We start from the raw sequence: 15,162 nt of genomic DNA, 5'->3' as shown, positions 1-15,162 counted from the left end.
TATATCCGCGGGTGCTCGTTCGACGGATGTTCCCAGGTCGTCGAGAACCGCGTTAGACTGCCGGCTTGAGCGCGGGGGCGCGATCAGGAGAGTTCGATGACCTCCCGGATAAGGGCGGCTTCCGAAAGATTGTCCAGGAAAACGGGATCGGCGCTGTCGGCGCTGGCCTTGCTGACGGCCATCCTCGCTCCTGTCGCGCCGGCCCACGCGCAGGACGGCCCTTCGCTGATCCGCGACACCGAGATCGAGGAAATCCTTCACCGCGACGCCGACCCGATCTACGCGGCGGCGGGGCTGGATCCGAAGACCGTCCGCATCCTGCTGGTGGGCGACAAGGAACTGAACGCCTTCGCCACCCAGGGCCTGATGATGGGCCTCAACACCGGCCTGATTCTGCAGACCGAGACGCCCAACCAGTTGAAGGGCGTCATCGCCCACGAAACCGGGCACTTGGCCGGCGCGCACCCGCTGCGTTCGGGCGAGATGATGCGGGCCGGCCTCAAGCCGATGATCCTGACGATGGGCCTGGGCGTTCTGGCCGCCCTGGCCGGCGCTCCGGACGCCGGCGCGGTCCTGCTCGGCAACGCCAGCTACTTCGGCCAACTGGGCGCCCTGGGCTACAGCCGTGACCAGGAATCACGCGCCGACCAGGCCGGCGCCGGCTTCCTCGAAGCCACCGGCCAGTCGGGCCGCGGCCTCGTCGAGTTCTTCGACAACTTCCGCTACCAGGAGGTCTTCGACCAGTCGCGGCGCTACGCCTATTTCCGCAGCCACCCCCTCTCGGGCGACCGGATCGACGCCCTGCGCAGCCGCGTCGAGAAGCTGCCGCATTACAACGCCGTCGACGATCCGGCGTCCCTGGCCGAACACGAGATCATGAAGGCCAAGCTGGAGGGGTTCCTCAATCCCGGCATCGCGATCACGAAGTACAAGGAAAACGACCGGGCCTTCCCGGCCCGTTACGCCCGGGCCATCGCCTATTACCAGATGAAGGAGCCCGACCGGGCCCTGAAGATCCTGGACGGCCTGATCACCGAGAACCCGAACAATCCCTATCTCTGGGAGCTCAAGGGCCAGATCCTGTTCGAGTTCAACCGCGTCAAGGAAGCCGAGGAGCCCCAGCGCCGCTCGGTGGCGCTGAAGCCGGACGCCGCGCTGCTGCGCGTCAATCTGGGCCAGACCCTGATTGGCCTCGACGACCCCAAGAAGGTCGAGGAGGGCATCAGCGAACTGAAGCGCTCGCTGCTCGACGAAAGCGACAATTCCGTCGCCTGGCGCCTGCTGGCCCAGGCCTACGACAAGCGCGGCGAGGACGGCCGGGCGCGCCTGGCCACCGCCGAGCAGTATTTCAACATGGGCGCCACCCAGGAGGCCCGGGTCTTCGCGATGCGGGCCCGTGAACTGCTCAAGAAGGACAGCGTCGAATGGCGTCGCGCCACCGACATCGTCCTGACTTCCAATCCTTCCAACCAGGACCTCAAGGACCTGGCCAAGGAAGGCGCCGTCACCTCGGGCCTGCGCCGCTAGGCCGCCCCTTTCCAGAGATCTCCATGCCCCTGTCGCTTCGTCCGATGGCGTTCGCCGCCGCGTCCATCGCCGCCCTCTCGCTGATCGGCTGCGGCCAGGCCAACGCCGACAAGGCGTTCGGCGAGAAGGTGCACGCCTATCTGATCGAGCACCCCGAGGTGCTGGTCGAGATGAGCACCAAGCTCCAGGAGAAGGAGACGGCCGAGAAGACGAAGAACGCCAAGAGCGCGATGAACAAGTATCGCCAGGCGCTGGAACGTGATCCGCGCGATTTCGTGGCCAATCCGAACGGTTCGGTCACCGTCGTCGAGTTCTTCGACTACCGCTGCGGCTACTGCAAACTGGCCGCGCCGCAGATCGTCGAGCTGATCCAGAAGAACCCCGACGTGCGCTTCGTGTTCAAGGATTTCGTGATCTTCGGCCATGACTCCGAAGTCGCCGCGCGCATGGTCCTGGGCGCCAAAGACCAGGGCAAGACGATCGAGCTGCACAAGCGCCTGATGGCCGAGAAGAGCCTCGACGAAGCCAGCGTCCTGCGCATCGCCCAGGACCTGGGCATCGACATGGCCAAGGCCCGCGCCTCGGCCACGTCCGCGGCCACCACCCAGCACCTGGCCGACACCCACGCCTTGGCCGAGGCCCTGGCCATCGAAGGCACGCCGGCCTTCTTCGTCGGCGACCAGATGATCCCCGGCGCCGACATGCACGCCCTCAAACTGGCGATCGAACAGGCCCGGGCGGGCAAGGCCAAGAAGGTCTAGCCTCCTCGGGCGGCGGGGCAGATCTGGCCGGCCCGGAAGGAACTGCTCGGCCAACTCTGCCGTGGGGCTCGGCAAGCTTTCGGCAACCTATTGAAATCCCTGAGACGCAAAGCGCGCACGGCTCTTGCTTGGCATGACACGCCCTTTTACGGCGGAGATTTCCATGCTCGTTTCCGGTCCCAGCATCCTGGCGTCTCTCGCCGCCTCGACCCTGTCGAAGATCAACGCCGCCACGGCCGCCAAGCCGGCGACTTCGTCGTCCGATCCGCTGGCCGCCGTGCCCGCGAAGTCGGCCAAGGACGAGTTCATGGACTACGCCAAGCTGACGCCGGCGCAGAAGATGCGCGCGGCCATGCTGGCGAAGATGGGCGTCACCGAAGAGCAGATGAAGGCGATGAGCCCCGAGGAGCGCCAGAAGATCGAGGACGAGCTCAAGAAGCAGATCAAGGAGCAGGTCCAGAACGATCCCGACATGAAGAAGGGATCGCTGCTCGACGTGAAGGCCTGACCTAGATCAGGCCCGCTAGCGGCGAGCTGGGATCGGCGTAGAGCCGTTTCTGCATCCGCCCGGCCAGATAGGCCTCGCGGCCGGCGATCACCGCGTGCTTCATCGCCCGGGCCATGCGGATCGGGTCCTTGGCCTCGGCGATGGCGGTGTTCATCAGGATGGCGTCGCAGCCCAACTCCATGCCGATCGCGGCGTCCGAAGCCGTGCCGACGCCTGCGTCGACCAGGACCGGCACCTTGGCGTTCTCGACGATGATCCGCAGGTTCACGCGGTTCTGGATGCCCAGGCCCGAGCCGATCGGCGCGCCCAGCGGCATGATCGCCACCGCGCCGGCCTCTTCCAGCTTGCGGCAATAGACCGGATCGTCCGAGCAATAGACCATCACCTGGAAGCCCTCGGCGACCAGCAGCTTCAGCGAGCGCAACGTCTCTTCCATGTCCGGATAGAGCGTCTTGGGGTCGGACAGCACTTCCAGCTTCACCAGATCCCAGCCGCCCGCCTCCCGGGCCAGGCGCAGGGTGCGCACGGCGTCCTCGCCGGTGAAGCAGCCCGCCGTGTTCGGGAGAAACGTGAATTCGGTGGGTTTGACGTAGTCGACCAGCAGCGGCTGGGTCGGATCGGTCAGGTTCACGCGGCGCACGGCCACCGTGACGATCTCGGCCCCCGCCGCCTTCGCCGCCGCGGCGTTGGTGGCGTAGTCCTTGTACTTGCCGGTGCCGACGATCAGTCGCGAACGGAAAGTGCGGCCGGCGACGGTCCACGTATCTTCGGAAACGGGGACGGCGGATTCGGGTGAGACATGCGCGTTCATGGGGCCGGTTTACGCCTCCGCGCCCCGGGTTTCAAACCCGCAGACCTAGCCGCCGCCGATGAACGTCACGATCTCGATTCGGTCGCCGTCGGCCAGGCGCACGTCGGCATAGGTCGAGCGCGGCGCGATCTCGAGATTGCGCTCCACCGCCACCTTGCGGGCGTCCAGGCCCAGGGCGGACACCAGATCCGCGATGCTGACGACGTCGGCGATATGCCGTTCCTCGCCGTTCAAGAGAAGCTTCATGTCACCTCCGAAGCGAGCCCTGCTTGTGACGCGGGGGAACCGGCTATACAAGACCTCCCGGAATCGACGGCGGAGCCGAATGGTAAAACCGATCCATGTGCTGAGCGGACCCAACCTCAACCTGTTGGGAACGCGCGAGCCCGAGATCTACGGCAAGGACACGCTCGACGATGTCCGTACGCGCTGCGAGGCGCGCGCGGCCGCTCGGGGCCTTTCCGTCGTCTTCCGGCAGAGCAATCACGAAGGCGTGCTGATCGACTGGGTCCAGGAGGCCCGGACGGAAGCCTGCGCGTTGGTGATTAACCCGGCGGGCTACGGCCATACGTCGATCGCCCTCCTCGACGCCCTGAAGACCTTGAACATCCCGGTCATCGAGTGTCACCTGTCCAACCCGGCGGCGCGTGAAGATTTCCGCCGCCACACCTTCGTTTCGCTCGCCGCGACCGGGATTGTCTCCGGCTTCGGCGCGGCGAGCTATGAACTGGCGATCGAGGCCGCTGCCGGCCTGATCGGCGCGAACTAGCCGGCGACCCCGGCTTCAGAAGACAGCAAGGTAAGCTTCCATGTCCAATCCCAAGGCCCCCGCCGATCCGGTCGAGACTCCGTCGATCGACGCCCGCCTGGTCCGCAAGCTGGCCGACATCCTGAAGGACACCGGCCTGTCGGAGATCGAGGTCGAGCACGCCGGCCTGAAGATCCGGGTCGCCCGCGAACTGACCGTCGCCGCCCAGGCCACCCAATACGTCCAGGCCCCGGCCGCCCAGGCCTATGCGCCCGCCCCGGCTCCCCTCGCCGCAGCGCCCGCCGCTGAAGCCGCCGCGCCCGCGCCGGCCGCCCACGCCGGCGAAGCCGTGAAGTCGCCGATGGTCGGCACCGTCTATCTGTCGCCGCAGCCCGGCGCCGACGCCTTCATCAAGGTGGGCGACACCGTGAGCGCCGGCCAGACCCTGCTGATCGTCGAAGCCATGAAGACCATGAACCCGATCTCGGCCCCGAAGGCCGGTAAGGTTGTCGAGATCCTGGTGGCAGACGCCCAGCCCGTCGAGTTCGGCGAGCCGCTCGTCATCGTCGAGTAATCGGCATGTTTGACAAGATCCTCATCGCGAACCGAGGCGAGATCGCGCTTCGGGTTCACCGCGCCTGCAAGGAAATGGGCATCGCCACCGTGGCGGTCCACTCCGAGGCCGACGCCAATTCCATGTGGGTGCGGCTGGCCGACGAAAGCGTCTGCATCGGCCCGGCTTCGGCCGCCAAGAGCTACCTGAACATCCCGTCGATCATCGCGGCCGCCGAGATCACCGGCGCCCAGGCGATCCACCCGGGCTATGGCTTCCTGTCGGAGAACGCCCGCTTCGCCGAGATCGTCGGCGCGCACGGCTACACCTTCATTGGGCCCAAGCCGGAACACATCCGGATGATGGGCGACAAGATCACCGCCAAACAGGCCGTCAAGGACGCGGGCATCCCCGTCGTTCCGGGCTCGGACGGCGGCGTGTCGACCGAGGAAGAGGCCTTCGAAGCCGCCGAGAAGATCGGCTTCCCCGTGCTGATCAAGGCCGCTTCGGGCGGCGGCGGTCGCGGCATGAAGGTGGCCCAGACCCGCGAGGACCTGGCCGAAGCCGTCTCCACCGCCCGCTCGGAAGCCCGCGCGGCGTTCGGCGACGACACGGTCTACATGGAGCGCTACCTCCAGAAGCCGCGCCACATCGAGATCCAGGTCATCGCCGACAGCCACGGCAACGTGGTGCATCTGGGCGAGCGCGACTGCTCGCTGCAGCGCCGCCACCAGAAGGTGCTGGAAGAAGCCCCCTCGCCCGCCCTCTCGGCCGCCGGTCGCGAGAAGATCGGCAAGGTGGTGGTCGATGCGATCAAGGCCATCGGCTATCTGGGCGTCGGGACCATCGAGTTCCTGTGGGAGAACGACGAGTTCTTCTTCATCGAGATGAACACCCGCTTGCAGGTTGAGCATCCGGTCACCGAAGCCATCACCGGCATCGACCTGGTGCGCGAGCAGATCCGCATCGCCGCTGGCCTGCCGTTGTCGTTTACTCAGGCCGACGTGGTGTTCGAAGGCCATGCCATCGAGTGCCGGATCAACGCCGAGAACGCCCGGACCTTCACGCCGTCGCCCGGCACCATCACCGACTTCCACGCCCCCGGCGGCCTGGGCGTACGGCTGGATTCGGCGATCTACACCGGCTACGCGATCCCGCCCTATTACGACAGCCTGATCGGCAAGCTGATCGTCCATGGCCGCGATCGCGAGGAGTGCATCGCGCGCCTGCGCCGTTGCCTGGGCGAAATGGTCGTCGGCGGCATCGAAACCACGATTCCGCTGTTCCAGGACCTGCTGGTGCAGCCCGACATCCTGGCCGGCGACTACGACATCCACTGGCTGGAGCGCTGGATCAAGGCGCAGGGCTGACCTTAAAATCGTCGTCATCCCCCGACTTGCTCGAAGGGATGACGACGCTTCGGGATCAGGCCCACCTGGGGTTCACGGCCAGCCATGGATGACGACGCCTTCACGGTCGATGATCTCATCGCCTGCTACGAGCGCGGCGTCTTCCCGATGGCGGACGCCCGCCAAGACGAGAGCATCTTCCTGATCGACCCGGAACGCCGGGGCGTGCTGCCGCTGGACGGCGTGCACGTCCCGCGCCGCCTTGCCCGCACCGTCCGGGCCGAACCGTTCGAAATCCGCATCGACTCCGCCTTCGACGCCGTCGTCGAGGCCTGCGCGACCGCGCGGCCGGGCAGGCTCGAAACCTGGATCAACAACCCGATCCAACGGCTCTACAGCCAGCTGTTCGCGCGCGGCTTGGCTCACAGCGTCGAATGCTGGGACGGCGAGGAGCTGGTCGGCGGCCTCTACGGCGTGGCGTTCGGGGCGTGCTTCTTTGGCGAGAGCATGTTCTCGACCCGCCGCGACGCCAGCAAGGTGGCGCTGGTCCATCTGGTCGGTCGTCTGGTCGCCGGCGACTACCGGCTGCTGGACACCCAGTTCATCACCGAGCATCTCGAACAGTTCGGCACGATCGAGATCTCGCGGGCCGACTATCGCCGCCGGCTTGGCCGGGCCTGGACGGCCCAGGCCGACTTCTATCGGCTGGCGGCCGGGGCCACCGGAGCCGAGGTCTTGCAGGCGATCAGCCAGGCGTCATAGACCGGATGCTCCAGCGGGTTCAGGCCCGGTGAATTGGCGTACATCCAGCCCTTGTAGATCTGACGTCCGGGCGGCGCCACGCGGCCCGGCAGGGCCTTGGGCTGGGTGTCGACGGTGACATAGGCCACGGAGTCCGGGGCGTCCTCGTCGGGCGCGGTCGTCTCGCAGGCGCGGACCGTGAACACCAGGGTCTTGTAGCGGATCGGCTGGCCGACCGGCGCTTCGAACCGCATCGTCTCGGTCGTCACCTTGTCCAGGGCCTGGATGATGGCGACCGACGAGCGCGCGCGCTTGATCGGTTCCGCGGGCTTCTCGGGCACGGTCACCGCGGGCTTGGCGGCCGGCGCTGGCGGAGCAGGCCCCTTGACGGCCGGCGTGGGCTCGGTCGCTGGGGCGGGCTGTTGGGCGGCGGGTTGAGCTGCCGGCGTGGGCGTAATGGGGCGCGCGCCAGGTCCCTGGCGGGACGGCTGCGGCGCGACCGTCGGCGCGGGGGCCGTCGGCGGCGTCTGGGCGGCAGGCGGTTGCTGTGGCGCGTTCTGCAGCGCCCAGGCGCCGCCGCCAACGAGCGACCCCGCCAGGGCCAGCATCGCCACGCTCGTCGAGGGCCGCCGGATAGTCATCCTATTCGGGCGACCAGGGCTTGTAGTCGCTGGTGGCGACCGCGCGCTCGCCGCCACGGGCCAGCGAGCCCTTCGGACGCCAGGCGTAGATGGTGCCGGTCAGGTTGGGATGGTGATCCTTTTCCCAGCTGCGACGCTTCAGCGGCGCCGTGGTCGGCGGCTCGTCGAACGTATAGTGCAGCCAGCCGCTCCATTCGGGCGGGACCTTGGAAGCCTCGGCGTAGCCGTCGTAGATCACCCAGCGACGCTTGCGGTCGTCATAGCTGTCGCTGTTGTCGCGGGCCTCGAAGTAGCGGTTGCCGTAGTCGTCCTGGCCCACGAACACGCCACGACGGCTAATGTGGAAGCGCTGACCGATGGTCGCACCGTTCCACCACGTGAAGATCGCTTTCAGCACCGCGTCAGCACCAATCTCGCAAAGGTCCCAAATCTGGAAGGGTCCAGAATCCGGGAGGGTTTCGGGCAACGCAAAGGCGTTGCGAAGCGGCCGGACTATAGGTCGGCGGCCTTCCAGCGTCCAGCATCCGGCGCGAGGTCGCCATATCAACATCTTGTGGATCGAGGGGTTGCGGCGCCCCACATCTATTGAAGGGCGCTGTTCGGCGATCTAGGATGGCTAATTCTTGGCGCACCCTGGCGCCCAGGCCGCGGAATCGCCCATGCGCATCCAGTCCCGACACCCCGCCTCCGCCCCGCGCATCGCGTTGCGCGAGATCGAGCGCGCCGACGCCGTCATCGAGGTGCTGGCGCCCGAAGGCTGGACCGACGCGCGGGTCGAGGCCTGGCTGGACTGGGCCGTCCAGGATCAGAACGACAAGGCGTTCGACGCCGAGACGCCGCTGGGCGGCGGTCCCGCACGCTACGCCGATCGCCTCGCCAAGACCGGCCTTTCGGACGGCCTGTTCGGCGACGCCGCCGACGCCGACGCTTTCCGCGATGCTCTCCTCGCCACCATGCTGACGGGCGTCGCCTCGCCTGTCGGAACGCCGGCCGCGGCCCAGCGCCTGCCCGACATCGGCGAGATCGAGTTCAAGCGCGTCGCCGAGGGGCATCTGGCCCGTTGGCGTTCAGCGCGACTGGCCGTCAAGGCCGCCGCCCGCCTCGACGCGGCGCTGGCCCAGGTCGGCGACGCGGTCGAACGCTGCCATGGCGACGCCAAGGCCTGCGCCGATCCGTCCAAGAACAGCGCCCTAGGCCGCGCCGCCCGCCGGGCCCGGGACCTGGGCGCCGACGACCGCATGATCCTCGACGCGATCGCCCTGGCCGGCGCGCCGCGCACGGGCCTGATCGAGTCCGACGCCCAAACCCCCGCACCCCTCGTGGCCTCGGCCTCGCGCCAGGGCGTGGCCGCGGTCGACGAAGCCGCCTCCGCCGCCGCCCAGATCGGCTGGGAGACCAGCGTCCTGATCCTGGCCCTGTCCCCGGAAGACGCCGAGGCCCTGACCCGGGGCGCGCCGGTCCGCGCCGCCATCGACGTCACCGCCTTCCAGCATGACGAGACCTTCGACTCCGCCGGCTTCAACCAGGTGGTGGGGCTGTGGGCCACGGCCCTGGAGATCGAGCGCGGCGACCGCCCGGCCGAGATCGGCCTGGCCGGGATCGGCGACTGGCTGCTGGTCCAGGGCCTCTCGGCCGCCGGCGACGCCGGACGCGACGCGGCCTCGGCCCTGTGGGCCCTGACGGTCGGCGCCGCGCTCAGCGCCAGCGCCGAGACCGCCGCGGTGCTCGGCGTCGATCCCGCCTTCGCCCAGGAACGCCAGACCGTGCTGCGCGGCCTGGCCGAGCGCCGCGTGCGCGCCGCCGCCCTGCGCTCGCCCCTGGCCTCGGAAGCCGCCGCCGCCCTGGCCGTCGCCCATGGCCTGGCCCGCAAGCACGGCCTGCGCTCGTCGCGTCTGGTCGCCGCCTTCGCCGACCCCGAAACCGCCCTGCGCCTGGGCGGCAAGGCCCTGGGCCACGCCGCCGCCGCCGCGCCCGTCTCGACGGCGCAAACCGCCGACGGCCTGCTGGTCCCCACCTTCAGCGCCGCGGCCCACCTCTGCCTGACCGAAGCCGGCGCCGACTTCGACGCCGCCCGCCGCCACGCCATGGGCCACGGCTCGCTGGCCGAGGCTCCGGCCATCGACCACATGGTCCTGCAGGCGCGCGGCTTCACCGCCCACGAGATCGAACAGGCCGAGGACGCCCTGCGCCACGCCGACGGTCTGCGCGCCGCCTTCGCCCCCGCCGTGATCGGGGCCGGCTTCCTCAGCGACGTGCTGGGCGTTCCCGCCGAGGCCCTGGCCGATCCCAGGTTCGACACCCTGGCCTTCGCCGGCTTCTCCGAGATCGAGATCGAGGCTGCCGAACGCCACGCCCTCGGCGCGCGCCGGTTGTCGGATTGCGAAGCGCTGGAAGGCGAACTTCGCGCCCTGTTCGCCGCCATCGAAGCGCCGGTCCTGGCTGATCGCCTGGCGATGATCGCCGCCGTCGAGACCTTCACCTGCCTGGCGGTCCCGGCCGTGCTGGACGTGCCGTTCGACGCCCGCCCCGCCGACGCCGCCCGCCTTCAGGCCGCTGCGGCTCGCGCCGGGGTCCGGGCCCTGCGCCTGAACCGCAGCGCGCCGCCCGCGGGCTTCACCCTCCCCTTGCCCGAGGCCGAAGCCGAAGCGCCCAAGCCGGTCCGCGCCGAGGCCTCCGTCGCCGAGACTCCCGCCGTCCAGGTCAAGGAACGGATCGTCGAGCGTGTGGTCGAGCGGATCGTGGAACGGGGCGGCCGCGCTCGCCGCAAGCTGCCCGACCGTCGCAAGGGCTATATCCAGAAGGCCGCGGTCGGTGGACACAAGGTCTATCTGCACACCGGCGAGTACGAGGATGGCGAGGTTGGCGAGATCTTCATCGACATGCACAAGGAAGGCGCCGCCTTCCGCAGCCTGATGAACAATTTCGCCATCGCCATCTCGATCGGCCTGCAATACGGCGTGCCGCTGGACGAGTTCGTCGACGCCTATGTCTTCACGAAGTTCGAGCCGGCCGGGCGGGTGACGGGCAACGACTCCATCCGCTCGGCGACCTCCATCCTCGACTATATCTTCCGTGAGCTCGGGGTTTCGTATCTGGGCCGCGACGACCTGGCCAACGCCGACCCGGGCGAGTTCAACGCCGACGGCCTGGGCCGGGGCGAAGGCGTTGAGGACGGCGCTATCGAGGCCGAGCCCCTGCCCGCCAGCAAGTTCATCTCCAAGGGCTTCTCGCGCGGCGCGGCGCCCGACAATCTGGTGTTCCTGCCGTTCGGCGGCCGTCGCGATCAGGAGCCTCGTCCCGCAGGCTCCAGCGGCGATGTCTGCCCGTCGTGCGGCGACCTGGCGCTGAGCCGCAAGGGCGGGCTGGTGGTGTGCGACAGCTGCGGAACCCAGGCCGGCGACGGCTCCCGAGGCGAAAGCGACGCCGGCTAGGCATTTGCCTGGCCTTAAGCTTGCAAGGCCATGCTTAATCGCCGTTCCCGCCGAAAGACCCGCGCCACAATGAAACCGCTGCTCTCGATCCTCGTCGCCGCCGGTCTGCTGATCGCCGCCGCGCCCGCGTCGGCCCAGAACGCCGGCCAGATCGCCAAGGTCCGGGGCGGCGCCAACTGCCCGGGCTGCAACCTGTTCCAGGCCGATCTGTCGGGCAAGGTGCTGAAGGGCAAGAACCTGGCCGGGGCCCGTCTGCGCCAGGCCGATCTCAGCCTGGCCGAGATGAACCGCACCAGCTTCGCCGGCGGCGACCTGCGCGACGTCAATTTCTACGGCGGCGTGTTCGGCGGGGCCAGCTTCGCCGGCGCCAACCTGACCAACGCCAGCCTGGTCGGCGCCTATCTGGAAGGGGCCAACTTCCGGGGCGCGACCCTGACTGGGGCGAACCTGTCCGGCGCCGAGATGGACCGCGCCGTCGGCCTGTCCCAGGCCCAGCTGAACCGGGCCTGCGGCGATCTGTCCACCCGTTTGCCGCGCGGGTTTTCCGTGCCCGCTTGCCGTTAAACTTCCGTCATTACCGCGATTTAAGTGGCGCTTGAGAGCCGCCGGTCCCAAATCGTAACCCATACGGTCGCTTATCTGACCGGTCTGGAGGTTTTGATGTCCCGCTTGCGGATCACTGTCGCCGCTCTGTCGCTCGCCCTGTCGGCCATGGCTCATCAGGCCTATGCCGGGGTCGAGGACAAGGACGTGGCCAAGATGATCTCGCTGGGCGGCGCCTGCGTGAGCTGCGAGCTGTCGGGCCGCAAGCTGACCGGCGCCCGTTTCACCGGCGCCAACTACGCCAAGGCCAATCTGATCGGCGCGGACCTGCGCGGCGCCAGCTTCTTCGGCTCCAACTTCACCGGCGCGGACCTGTCGCGGGCCGACCTGCGCGGCGCCGAGATGCGCGGCGCCGGCTTCTCCCACGCCATCTTCACCGACGCCAAGCTGTCGGGCATCGAGAGCAGCGGCGCCAACTTCATCGGCGCCGATCTGGGCCGGGTCGACCTGTCCAGCAGCGAACTGCACGGCGCCAGCTTCCAGGGCGCGAACCTGGAGCGCGCCAACCTGTCCAGCAGCGAGCTGATCGGCGCCAACATGCAGGGCGTCAGCGCCAAGGGCGCCAACTTCAGCTCGGCCGAGCTGAACGCCAGCAACATGAGCGGCGGCAATTTCGAGCGGGCCAGCTTCCGCGACGCCGAGTTCACCGGCACCACCCTGCGCGGCGCGATCTTCAACGGCGCCGACTTCCGGGGCGCGGACCTGTCGGGCGCCAGCCTGAACGGGGCCGACCTGTCCAACGCCCGGGGGCTGGATCAGGACCAGCTGGACGAGGCCTGCGGCGACCAGGCCACCCGGCTGCCGCGCGGCCTGGTCGTCCGCAACTGCGGGGTCAATGTCCGCGTCCGGGTCAGCCCCAGCTTCCAGCGCGCCCAGGCCGAAGCCGCCCGGGCCGAGGTCGAAGCGCACCGCGCCGAGATCGAGGCCGCGGCCCGTGTGGCCGCCACCGCGCCCAGGCCGCCGAAGCCGCCCAAGCCTCCGAAGGAACCGAAGTACTAGGCTCGGCGGGCTCAGAAATTCAAAAGGCCCCGGTGCGAACCGGGGCCTTTTTCTTGGTCGCTACACCTTGCCAGCCTTACACCTTGATCGGCGGGGCCGAGCGGATGTGCAGTTCCTTGTACTGGCGGTCCTGGGCCTCGGCCGGAGCGTTCATCAGCAGGTCCTGGCCCTGCTGGTTCAGCGGGAAGGCGATGACCTCGCGGATGGCGACCTGCTCGGCCAGCAGCATGACGATCCGGTCGATGCCGGGGGCCAGGCCGCCGTGGGGCGGGGCCCCGAAGCGGAAGGCGTTCAGCATGCCGCCGAACTGCTCCTCGACCACCTCGGCGCCGTAGCCGGCGGTCTCGAAGGCCTTGAGCATGATCTCCGGCTTGTGGTTCCGGATCGCGCCCGAGCACAGCTCGTAGCCGTTGCAGACGATGTCGTACTGGTAGGCGCGGATGGTCAGCGGGTCCTGGGTCTCCAGGGCCTCCAGACCGCCCTGCGGCATCGAGAACGGGTTGTGCGAGAAGTCGACCTTCTTCTCCTCCTCGTTCCATTCGAACATCGGGAAGTCGACGATCCAGCAGAACTTGAACTGCTCCTCGGCCACCAGCTTCAGCTCGGTCCCGACCCGGGTGCGGGCGAGACCCGCGAACTTGGCGAACACGGCCGGGTCGCCGGCCACGAAGAAGGCGGCGTCGCCCTTGCCCAGGCCCAGGCTCTCCATCAGCGCCTGGGTCGGCTCGCCCAGGTTCTTGGCGATCGGGCCGCCCCAGCCGCCCTGGTCTTCCGACCAGAACACATAGCCCAGGCCCGGCTGGCCTTCGCCTTGGGCCCACGAGTTCATGCGGTCGCAGAAGGCGCGCGAACCGCCGGTCGGGGCCGGGATGGCCCAGATGGCGTTCTTGGCGTCCGCGCCCAGGATCTTGGCGAACAGGCCGAAACCGCCGTCACGGAAGTGTTCGGAGACGTCGGCCATCTTGATCGGGTTGCGCAGGTCCGGCTTGTCGCTGCCGTACCAGGCCATCGACTGGGCGTAGGTCAGGCGCTCGAAGCCCTTGTGCTCCAGCGTCGCGCCGAAATCGTTGGTGAAGGTGTGGACGCCGTCGATCGGCGACACCGGCTTGCCGCCCGAGAACTCCTCGAACACGCCGTGCATCACCGGCTCGATGGCCGCGAACACGTCTTCCTGGGTCACGAAGCTCATCTCGACGTCGAGCTGGTAGAATTCCAGCGAACGGTCGGCGCGCAGGTCCTCGTCGCGGAAGCACGGGGCGATCTGGAAATAGCGGTCGAAGCCCGAGACCATCAGCAGCTGCTTGAACTGCTGGGGCGCCTGGGGCAGCGCGTAGAACTTGCCCGGGTGCAGGCGCGAGGGCACCAGGAAGTCGCGCGCCCCTTCCGGCGATGAGGCCGTCAGGATCGGGGTCTGGAACTCGTTGAAGCCCTGGGCGAACATCCGCGAGCGGATCGACTGGATCACCTTGCTGCGCAGCACGATGTTCTTGTGCAGGGTCTCGCGGCGCAGGTCGAGATAGCGGTGCTTGAGGCGGATTTCCTCGGGATAGTCCGGCTCGCCGAACACCGGCAGCGGCAGCTCGGCGGCCTCGGACAGCACCTCGACGGCGGTGACGCGGATCTCGATCTCGCCGGTCGGCAGGTTGGGGTTCACGACGCTGGCGTCGCGGGCCACGACCTCGCCGTCGATCTTGATCACGCTCTCGGCGCGCAGGCGCTCGACCGTGGCGAAGCCCGGGGTTTCGGGGTGCAGCACCAGCTGGGTCAGGCCGTAATGGTCGCGCAGGTCGATGAAGACCAGGCCGCCGTGGTCGCGCTTGCGGTGGATCCAGCCCGACAGGCGGACCTGGTTTCCGGTGTCGGAGGCCCGCAGGGCGCCGCAGGTATGGGTGCGATAGGCGTGCGTCGAGGTCATGGAAAGTCTTTGAAACGCGATGATTTGCAAGGCGCGGAAAGGCGCATGAGGGGGCGTGGATGTCAAGGATTCTGGGGCGAGGTCCGGGGTGACAAGGCGAGACTTTGGTGCGGTGAACACTTGCCCCCTACGGACCGCTTCGCGGTCGTCTTCCCCCATAGGGGGAAGAGGGCGCGCGTTCTCCTCCGCCCCCCTATGGGGGCGGACAGACGGCGAAGCCGTCAGGTGGGGGCAAGTAGGTGTGATCTCACGCCTTCGGCTGTGAGCTGCTGGAAAGGGTCGCGGAGCGCCGGACGACGTCCGGAGGTCTTTGAATGAATACCGTTTCGACGAAGCCGATCGCTCCGCGCCATCGTTATCCGCCAGCATCCGGTGGGCAGCCCTGTTGAGGCTTAGCCGGACCCGGTCCCKGTCGTTTCCGAGGGGACCRGCCGCCGRGGGCGCGGGCCAATGGGCAATACACGCGCTTTGTCCCCGTTCGACGCCGACGGCGGGCGGGGCCTGCAACGCCAGGCTCCCCGGACACGCTGAAGTAACCCCCTCCAGCCCAGTCCCGCTCGATCGCCCCCCGCCGC

The 15,162-nt window shown here is 68.6% G+C and carries 15 protein-coding genes; 10 read left to right on the top strand and 5 right to left on the bottom strand.

The genetic code is table 11. The annotated features are described in order from the left end of the window. Positions 1-168 precede the first annotated feature (168 nt). The 3 genes from AC1DMQ_RS17800 to AC1DMQ_RS17790 all read left to right on the top strand — a co-directional run bounded on the left by AC1DMQ_RS17800 (position 169) and on the right by AC1DMQ_RS17790 (position 2,796). Positions 169-1,527: a M48 family metalloprotease gene (locus AC1DMQ_RS17800; protein ID WP_477034890.1), complete on the top strand. Its 1,359-nt coding sequence runs from the start codon at positions 169-171 to the stop codon at positions 1,525-1,527. 23 nt (positions 1,528-1,550) lie between these two features. Then, positions 1,551-2,288: a DsbA family protein gene (locus AC1DMQ_RS17795; protein ID WP_477034889.1), complete on the top strand. Its 738-nt coding sequence runs from the start codon at positions 1,551-1,553 to the stop codon at positions 2,286-2,288. 163 nt (positions 2,289-2,451) lie between these two features. Then, positions 2,452-2,796: a hypothetical protein gene (locus AC1DMQ_RS17790; RefSeq protein WP_477034888.1), complete on the top strand. Its 345-nt coding sequence runs from the start codon at positions 2,452-2,454 to the stop codon at positions 2,794-2,796. A gap of 1 nt (position 2,797) precedes the next feature. On the opposite strand, the gene AC1DMQ_RS17785 is transcribed toward AC1DMQ_RS17790, so the two are convergent. Next, positions 2,798-3,607 carry a thiazole synthase gene (locus AC1DMQ_RS17785; protein WP_477034887.1) on the bottom strand — a complete coding sequence of 270 codons (810 nt, stop codon included), beginning with the start codon at positions 3,605-3,607 and terminating at the stop codon, positions 2,798-2,800. Positions 3,608-3,652: 45 nt separating this feature from the next. Beyond that, complete coding sequence (gene thiS, locus AC1DMQ_RS17780; protein WP_477034886.1) at positions 3,653-3,853, bottom strand: sulfur carrier protein ThiS; 201 nt, start codon at positions 3,851-3,853, stop codon at positions 3,653-3,655. Between the two features lie 79 nt (positions 3,854-3,932). Between thiS and AC1DMQ_RS17775 the strand changes: the two genes are divergently transcribed. The 4 genes from AC1DMQ_RS17775 to aat all read left to right on the top strand — a co-directional run bounded on the left by AC1DMQ_RS17775 (position 3,933) and on the right by aat (position 7,019). Beyond that, positions 3,933-4,376 carry a type II 3-dehydroquinate dehydratase gene (locus AC1DMQ_RS17775; RefSeq protein ID WP_310078814.1) on the top strand — a complete coding sequence of 148 codons (444 nt, stop codon included), beginning with the start codon at positions 3,933-3,935 and terminating at the stop codon, positions 4,374-4,376. A gap of 40 nt (positions 4,377-4,416) precedes the next feature. Further along, positions 4,417-4,929 carry an acetyl-CoA carboxylase biotin carboxyl carrier protein gene (gene accB / locus AC1DMQ_RS17770; RefSeq protein WP_477034885.1) on the top strand — a complete coding sequence of 171 codons (513 nt, stop codon included), beginning with the start codon at positions 4,417-4,419 and terminating at the stop codon, positions 4,927-4,929. 5 nt (positions 4,930-4,934) lie between these two features. Next, positions 4,935-6,278: an acetyl-CoA carboxylase biotin carboxylase subunit gene (accC, locus tag AC1DMQ_RS17765; protein WP_477034884.1), complete on the top strand. Its 1,344-nt coding sequence runs from the start codon at positions 4,935-4,937 to the stop codon at positions 6,276-6,278. A gap of 84 nt (positions 6,279-6,362) precedes the next feature. Further along, positions 6,363-7,019: a leucyl/phenylalanyl-tRNA--protein transferase gene (gene aat, locus AC1DMQ_RS17760; protein ID WP_477034883.1), complete on the top strand. Its 657-nt coding sequence runs from the start codon at positions 6,363-6,365 to the stop codon at positions 7,017-7,019. On the opposite strand, the gene AC1DMQ_RS17755 is transcribed toward aat, so the two are convergent. Next, a complete protein-coding gene (locus tag AC1DMQ_RS17755; protein WP_477034882.1) occupies positions 6,956-7,639 on the bottom strand; it encodes a DUF2155 domain-containing protein in 684 nt (227 codons plus the stop codon). The genes aat and AC1DMQ_RS17755 overlap by 64 nt on opposite strands. A gap of 1 nt (position 7,640) precedes the next feature. After that, positions 7,641-8,036, bottom strand: a complete 396-nt coding sequence (locus tag AC1DMQ_RS17750) for an NADH:ubiquinone oxidoreductase subunit NDUFA12 (protein ID WP_477034881.1) — start codon at positions 8,034-8,036, stop codon at positions 7,641-7,643. Positions 8,037-8,298: 262 nt separating this feature from the next. Between AC1DMQ_RS17750 and AC1DMQ_RS17745 the strand changes: the two genes are divergently transcribed. The 3 genes from AC1DMQ_RS17745 (at position 8,299) to AC1DMQ_RS17735 (ending at position 12,672) form a co-directional block, all read left to right on the top strand. Further along, a complete protein-coding gene (locus AC1DMQ_RS17745; protein WP_477034880.1) occupies positions 8,299-11,070 on the top strand; it encodes a TSCPD domain-containing protein in 2,772 nt (923 codons plus the stop codon). Positions 11,071-11,139: 69 nt separating this feature from the next. Further along, positions 11,140-11,634, top strand: a complete 495-nt coding sequence (locus AC1DMQ_RS17740; RefSeq protein ID WP_477034879.1) for a pentapeptide repeat-containing protein — start codon at positions 11,140-11,142, stop codon at positions 11,632-11,634. Positions 11,635-11,730: 96 nt separating this feature from the next. Beyond that, entirely contained in the window at positions 11,731-12,672 is a 942-nt protein-coding gene (locus AC1DMQ_RS17735) for a pentapeptide repeat-containing protein (RefSeq protein WP_477034878.1), read from the top strand. A gap of 76 nt (positions 12,673-12,748) precedes the next feature. Here the strand turns inward: AC1DMQ_RS17735 and aspS are convergent, their stop codons facing one another. Beyond that, positions 12,749-14,587: an aspartate--tRNA ligase gene (aspS, locus tag AC1DMQ_RS17730; RefSeq protein WP_477034877.1), complete on the bottom strand. Its 1,839-nt coding sequence runs from the start codon at positions 14,585-14,587 to the stop codon at positions 12,749-12,751. Positions 14,588-15,162 lie beyond the last annotated feature (575 nt).

It is taken from the genome of Caulobacter sp. 05L422 (assembly GCF_056397765.1).
Note: the sequence above shows the minus strand (reverse complement) of the source record. Positions and strands in the feature narration are given on the sequence as shown.